General features: G+C 73.4%; 5 protein-coding genes. 1 reads left to right on the top strand and 4 read right to left on the bottom strand.

Features of this window, described 5'->3' with window-relative positions; translation table 11 throughout:
* Positions 1-18: 18 nt before the first annotated feature.
* The 3 genes from ABZ070_RS17515 to ABZ070_RS17505 form a co-directional block, all read right to left on the bottom strand.
* Positions 19-2,001 (bottom strand): thiamine pyrophosphate-dependent enzyme, encoded by a 1,983-nt coding sequence (locus ABZ070_RS17515; protein WP_356634679.1) that lies wholly within the window; start codon positions 1,999-2,001, stop codon positions 19-21.
* 574 nt (positions 2,002-2,575) lie between these two features.
* Positions 2,576-3,466: a HemK/PrmC family methyltransferase gene (locus ABZ070_RS17510; protein ID WP_356634677.1), complete on the bottom strand. Its 891-nt coding sequence runs from the start codon at positions 3,464-3,466 to the stop codon at positions 2,576-2,578.
* The gene (locus ABZ070_RS17505; protein ID WP_356634674.1) at positions 3,463-3,816 is read right to left on the bottom strand and encodes a chorismate mutase family protein; all 354 of its coding nucleotides are present in this window, start codon (positions 3,814-3,816) and stop codon (positions 3,463-3,465) included. The genes ABZ070_RS17510 and ABZ070_RS17505 overlap by 4 nt, the downstream gene beginning before the upstream one ends.
* A 52-nt stretch (positions 3,817-3,868) precedes the next feature.
* On the opposite strand from ABZ070_RS17505, the gene ABZ070_RS17500 reads away from it, so the two are divergent.
* On the top strand, positions 3,869-4,735 hold the full coding sequence (locus tag ABZ070_RS17500) for a prephenate dehydrogenase/arogenate dehydrogenase family protein (protein ID WP_356634672.1): 867 nt from the start codon (positions 3,869-3,871) through the stop codon (positions 4,733-4,735).
* Positions 4,736-4,757: 22 nt separating this feature from the next.
* On the opposite strand, the gene pabB is transcribed toward ABZ070_RS17500, so the two are convergent.
* The coding region (pabB, locus tag ABZ070_RS17495; RefSeq protein ID WP_356634670.1) for an aminodeoxychorismate synthase component I at positions 4,758-6,098 on the bottom strand (1,341 nt) is incomplete at its 5' end.

The following is a 6,098-nucleotide window of genomic DNA, read 5'->3' as shown; positions in this document are numbered from 1 at the left end:
CGGTTCCTTCGTCATGCGTCAGGCCAGCGTGGAGCGGACGGCGGCGACCACGTCGTCGGCGGCGGGCAGTACCGCGCGTTCGAGGTCGGGGTGGAAGGGGACGTGCACGTCCTCGCGGGTCACCAGGCGTGGCGGGGCGAGCAGGGAGTAGAAGTCGTCGTCCGCGCACAGCAGTTCGCTGATGAGGCCGGCGCCGTAGCTGCTGGTGCGGTTGTCCTCCTGGACGACGACGAGGCGTCCGGTGCGGCGCAGGGAGGCGGCGACGGCTGCGCGGTCGAGGGGGACGAGCCAGCGCAGGTCGATGATGTCGGTCTCGATGCCGTCGGCGGCGAGGGTGCGGGCGGCGTCGGTGGCCAGTTCGGTGCCGTTGCCCCAGGTGACGACGGTGGCGTCGGTGCCGTGGCGCAGGGTGCGGGCGCCGTGGGCGGGGGCCGGCGCTCCGGCGGGCTCGTGGCGGCGGCGCATGAGGTGTTTGGGCAGCAGGATCAGGGTGGGGTCGTCGGCGGTGAAGGAGGTGAGGAAGGCGGCTTCGGTGTCCTCGGGGGTGGAGGGGACGACAACGTGCAGGCCGGGCAGGTGGGTGAAGAGGCTTTCGTTGCTCTGGCTGTGCCAGATCCCGCCGCCGGGCAGGTAGCCGCCCCAGGGGGCGTAGATGACGACGGGGCACTGCCAGGCGGAGGCGGTGCGCCAGCGCAGGGTGGTCAGCTGGGCGGCGATCTGGTTCCAGGCGGGGCCGGCGAAGTCGACGAACTGCAGCTCCACGACGGGCCGCATGCCGACGGCGGCGAGGCCGACGGCGGCGCCGATGATGGTGGCCTCGGCGAGCGGCGCGTTGGTCATACGGGGCCCGGCGGCTTCGCCGAGGCCCTTGGTGAAGCCGAACACGCCGCCTTTGGGGTCGTCGATGTCCTCGCCGAACAGGACGAGTTCGCTGTGGCGGGCCAGTCCGGTGGCAAGGGCGCGGTTGACGGCGGCGACCATGGTGCCGCCGCACGGCTTCGTGTGCGGGGCGTCCGGTTCTGTGGTGGGGCGCGGGGCGAAGAGGTGGTCGGTGATGCCTGCCGGGTCGGCGGCCGCTTCGGTGGCGACCCGGTCGTAGATCTCCTCGATCTCGCGGGCCAGGCGGTCGCGGGTGCGCTCGAGCTGCTCGGCGTCGAGGAGGCCTTCGGCGGTGAGTCTGGCCGCGAACAGGTCGATGGGGTCGTGCATCCGGGCGATGTCCTGCTCGCTGCGGTAGACGCGGTGGTCGTCGGAGGAGGTGTGCGAATCCAGACGGTCCAGGCGGCACCACAGCACGACGGGCCCCTGTCCGGCGCGCACGGCCTCGAGAGCGGCGTGCGAGGCGGCGTGGACGGCGTCGGGGTCGGCGCCGTCGACGCTGTGGGTGCGCTCGGGCGGGAGCAGGCCCAGGGCGTGGGGCGACATGGTGTCGGTGGGGGTGGAGATGCCGTAGCGGTTGTCGCTGACGAGGAAGACGACGGGCAGGTTCCGCTCGACGGCGAAGGCGAGGGCTTCGAAGAACTCGCCCTGGCGTGTGGAGGCGTCGCCGATGGAGCAGACGACCACCTGGCTGCGGCCGCGCAGTTGCGCGGCCCAGGCGGCGCCGACGGCGGGCAGGCACTGGCTGCCGGTGGGGCTGGCGATGGAGAAGACGTTTCCGGGCCGGTGGCCGAAATGGGCGCTCATATTGCGGCCGGCGGAGTGGGACTTCTCCTTGGCCATGAGATCTCGCGCCTGGGCTTCCGCGTCCATTCCGCGGGCCAGCATCAGGGCGCGGTCGCGGTAGTGGGGAAATATCAGGTCGTCGGCGTCGAGCAGTTCGCACAGGGCGGCCAGTGCCTCGTGCCCGGCGGAGGAAATGTGGAACCAGGCCTCGCCCTGGCGCAGCACGATGCCCGATCTGCGGTCGCATTCGCGGGAGAGCAGCATGAGTTCGAGGAACGCGGTCCGCCGCTGTTCGGGTATGCCGGATATCCCGGTTTCCTTCGTCCGGTTCGTCACGAACGAATCGTGCCGGAGCCCGCCCGCTGCGGACATCGCCCCCAATAACCAATATCGCGGGGGGCATTGGTGCGCCGTGCGGGGTATTTCACCGCCGGCGGCTACGGAGAAAGAATGAGTTCTCCCTCCCGGGAGGGAGAACTTGCGGGGCGGGCCTGGCTCCCCCGGGGGGTGCGGCCGGCCCGGGGCGCAGGGGTGGCTCGCGGCGCCGGGCCCGCTCGCTTTCCTCGCCCGCCCCGGGGGCACAGGGGCAGGCCGGTGGATGGTGGCGCGGTCACCGTGCACGGTCCGCTGCCGGGGGCGACCGCGCGCGAAACGCCCGCCAGGAGCGGGAGAGCCGGATCGCCGCGGACACCGGCGGTGCACCGCTGTGCGGGCTCCTCGCCGGCCAGTTGCCTGATCTTCCGCGCCGGTTGCCGCGTACCCGGGGCGCTCTGCTCCCGGGAAAGGGGTGGGCGCGGCCCCGGGCCGGGGCGGGCCGGGGCGGGGTCCGGGTGCGGCCCGTGGGCGGAAACGGCGCGGTTGGTTTGGTGTTGGCGTAGGGTCGGGGCGTCGGGCGCGCCCCGACGGTGTGTCAGGCGGGGGGCGGTGTGTGGTTGCGGACGGCGGTCAGGCAGCCGTCGTTGCAGGTGGGGCGGGAGGTGGCGTGGCTCCAGCGGCCGGTTGCGGCGAACAGGCGGGGGACGGACTCGAGTTGGTAGGAGCCGTGTTCGAGGAGCAGGACGCCGCCGGGTGTCAGGAGTCGGGCGGCGGTTTGTTCCATGGCGCGGATCATGCCGAGGCCGCCCTCGCCGGCCCACAGGGCCAGGGGCGGGTCGTAGCCGAGGACTTCGGGGCTGGAGGTGCGCAGTCCGATGGGGATGTAGGGGGGGTTGGTGACGACGAGGTCGACGGTGTTGTTGAGGTGGGGGAAGGCGTCGCGGGCGTCGCCCTGGACGATGCGGGCGCCGGTGCCGCGGGCGTTGCGGCGGGCTGCGCGGGCGGCGGCCTGGGAGAGTTCGATGCCGTGGACCTGGGCGGCGGGTACGTGGCGGGCGATGGTGACGGCCATGGTGCCGGGTCCGGCGCACAGGTCGACGACGACGGGGGCGGTGGTGCCCGCGTCGGTCAGGGCGTGCAGGCGGGCGATGGCGTCCTTGGTGATCTCTTCGGTTTCGGGTTTGGGGACGAACACGCCGGGGGCCAGGTCGAAGCGGTGGCCCATGAAGTAGGCGTGGCCGGCGATGCGTTCGGCGGGTTCGCGGGCCAGGCGGCGTTCGATGTACTGCCAGAAGCGGGGTGGGACGGGGCCGGTGAGGCGGGTGTCCAGGTCGGTGGGGGTGATTTTGCAGGCGTGTGCGGCCAGCAGCCGGGTGTCGGCCTGGGCGGCGGTGGGGGCGATCCCGGCGCCGGCGAGCCGGCCCTGGGCCTCGTGCAGCGCCTCGCCGAGGGTGGGAGCGGATGCGGATGCGGGTCTGGTGTTCATCGGTGGCCGGCCTGTGTTGTCGGGTGGCCGCCGCGGGCGATCCATTCGTCCTCGAGCCGGCAGGTCTCGGTGATGATCGTGTCGTACAGGGTGCGCAGGAAGGCGGGGTCGATGCCGTGTTGGGCGGCGTAGCGGGCGACGCCTGCGTGCACGGTGGCGATGCGGTGCGGTTGCATCATCGGTACCTGGTGGAGGCGTTTGTATTCGCCGATGCGCAGGCAGATCTGCAGGCGTTCGCGGACGGCGTCGAGCAGGGCGGTGTCGGTGCGGTCCAGGCGGGCGCGCAGCTGGGTGAGGTCTTCGCCCGGCTCGGCGGGCGCGGGGGCCGGGGCGGCCTGGGGCAGGGGCATGGGTTTCCTCCGCGAAGGGGGGCCGGTCGGGGTGAGTGGTGAAGGGGGTCGGGTGGTGTTCGGGCAGGCTGTGGTGGTGGGCGGTGCGGGTGAGGTGGGCCGGCTGTTTCGGCGGTCGCTGGCGGGTGCGGGGGTGGCGGTGAGGTGTGTGGATGTGGCCGCGCCGGTGGGGGGTGAGGTGGTGGCCGGTGATGTGCGGTGTCCGGGGCCGGAGGCGGTGGCGGTGCTGGCGCGGGCGGATGTGGTGGTGCTGGCGGTGCCGGAGCCGGTGGCTTTGGAGGCGGTGAGGCCGCTGGCGGCGGTGATGCGGCCCGGGGCGGTGCTGGCGGACACGTTGTCGGTGAAGAGCCGTATCGCCGAGCGGCTGCGCGAGCAGGCGCCCGCCGTGCCGTGGGTGGGGTTGAATCCGATGTTCGCGCCGTCGCTGGGGTGGGCGGGCCGTCCGGTGGCGGCGGTGACGGTGAGCGGCGGGCCCGGGGTGCGGGCGCTGGTGGAGCTGGTGGCCGGTTTCGGGGCGCGGGTGGTGGAGATGTCGGCGGCCGAGCACGATGCGCTGACGGCTGCCCAGCAGGCCGCCACGCATGCCGCGGTGCTGGCGTTCGGGCTGGCGCTCGGTGAGCTGTCGGTGGATGTGGGGGCGCTGCGGGCCAGTGCCCCGCCGCCGCATCTGGTGCTGTTGGCGCTGGCGGCGCGGATCGCGTCGGGCACGCCGGAGGTGTATTTCGACATCCAGGCCGCCAACCCGGGTGCGCAGGCGGCCCGGGAGGCGGTGGGCCGGGGTCTGGAGCGGGTGGGGCGGGCGGTGGCCGGCGGCGAGGCGGGGTTCGAGGAGCTGTTCGCCGAGGTGCGCTCGGTGCTGGGCGCCCAGGGCCCGGAGCTGGCCGAGGTGTGTGCGCGGCTGTTCGACCGGCTGCGGTGAGCGGCGGCCGGCTCGGCGGGGCTCACCGCAGGCTGCCGGCCAGCAGTTCGCGGTCCCGGCTGCCGGAAAGGGCGTGGGCCTGGCGCAGTGCGGTGAGGGTGGTCTGCGCTTTGAGGAGCATTTCGCGGACCTCCTCGTCCGGGTCGGACAGGGCGACGATGGCGCCGCCCACGCCGATGGTGGCCGCCTGGTCGGTGGCGACGATGGTGCGGATGACGATGCTGAGGTCGGCCGCGCCGCTCAGGGCGAAGTAGCCGAGCGCTCCGGAGTACACGCCGCGCGGCCCGTTTTCGAGGTGGTCGATGAACTGCATGGTGCGCACCTTGGGGGCGCCGGTCATCGATCCGCCGGGGAAGGCTGCTCGGACGGCGGTGGGCCTGGAGACGCCGGGCGCCAGGTGTCCGCGGACGGTGCTGACCAGTTGGTGGACGCTTGAGTAGGTCTCGACCTGGAACAGGCCGGGGACGTGCACGGAGCCGATGTCGCAGACCTGGCCGAGGTCGTTGCGGACCAGGTCGACGATCATCAGGTTTTCGCTGCGGTCCTTCTCGGCCGCGGCCAGGGCGCGGGCGATGGCGGCGTCCTCGGCGGGGCCGGCGCCGCGGGGGCGGGTGCCCTTGATGGGTTTGGACTCGGCCCATCCGGCGGCGTCGATGCGCAGGAACCGTTCGGGTGAGGAGCTGAGGACCGCGAAGCGGGGGAAGTGCAGGTAGGCGGCGTAGGGGGCGGGGCTGATGGTGCGCAGGGCGCGGTAGGCGGTGAGCGGGTCGATCCGGCCGGGCACGCGCAGCATGTTCGTCAGGCACACCTCGTAGGTTTCGCCGTCGGCGATGAGGCGGCGGCACTGTTCGACGAGGTCGCGGTAGCGGGGCAGGCTGTGGCGGAACTGGACGTCCAGGTCGGGCAGTTCGCTGTCGGCGAGGAGGGTGAAGGGGGGCTGGGCGGGGGTGGCGGCGAGGGTGCGGGCGGCGTCGGTGAGCCACTGCTCGGCCTGCTCGGCGCCGGTGGGGTGGTGGGTGCTGCTGAGGGCCAGGAGCCAGGCGCGGTGGCCGGCGTGGTCGAGGGCGAGCATCCGGTCGGCGAACACGAACGCCCCGTCGGGGGTGTCGGCGCGGTGGGCGGCGGTGCCGCCGCTGTCGGCCTTGGTCTCGTAGCCGAGGTAGCCGACGTAGCCGAGGTTGAACTCGAAGGGCAGGCCGGTTGCGGGCAGGGCGCGGGCGGCGAGCTGGTGCTGGAGGTGCTCGAAGAGGGTGCCGGGGTGACGGGTGGTGGTGCCGTGGTGGTCGCGGACGTGCACGGCCTGCTCGTGCGTGTGGTAGGTGAGGGTTTCGCCGAGCGGGCCGGCGGGTGCGCCCAGGAACGT

It is taken from the genome of Streptomyces sp. NPDC006283, from assembly GCF_040613325.1.
Taxonomy (GTDB): domain Bacteria; phylum Actinomycetota; class Actinomycetes; order Streptomycetales; family Streptomycetaceae; genus Streptomyces.
The sequence above is the reverse complement of the archived record's forward strand: the minus strand, read 5'-3'. Positions and strand labels throughout refer to the sequence as shown.

Excerpts from the sequence above, each read along its gene's own strand:
- ABZ070_RS17510 (WP_356634677.1), bottom strand. The coding sequence starts at position 3,466 with ATGAACACCAGACCCGCATCCGCATCCGCTCCCACCCTCGGCGAGGCG.
- ABZ070_RS17505 (WP_356634674.1), bottom strand. The coding sequence starts at position 3,816 with ATGCCCCTGCCCCAGGCCGCCCCGGCCCCCGCGCCCGCCGAGCCGGGC.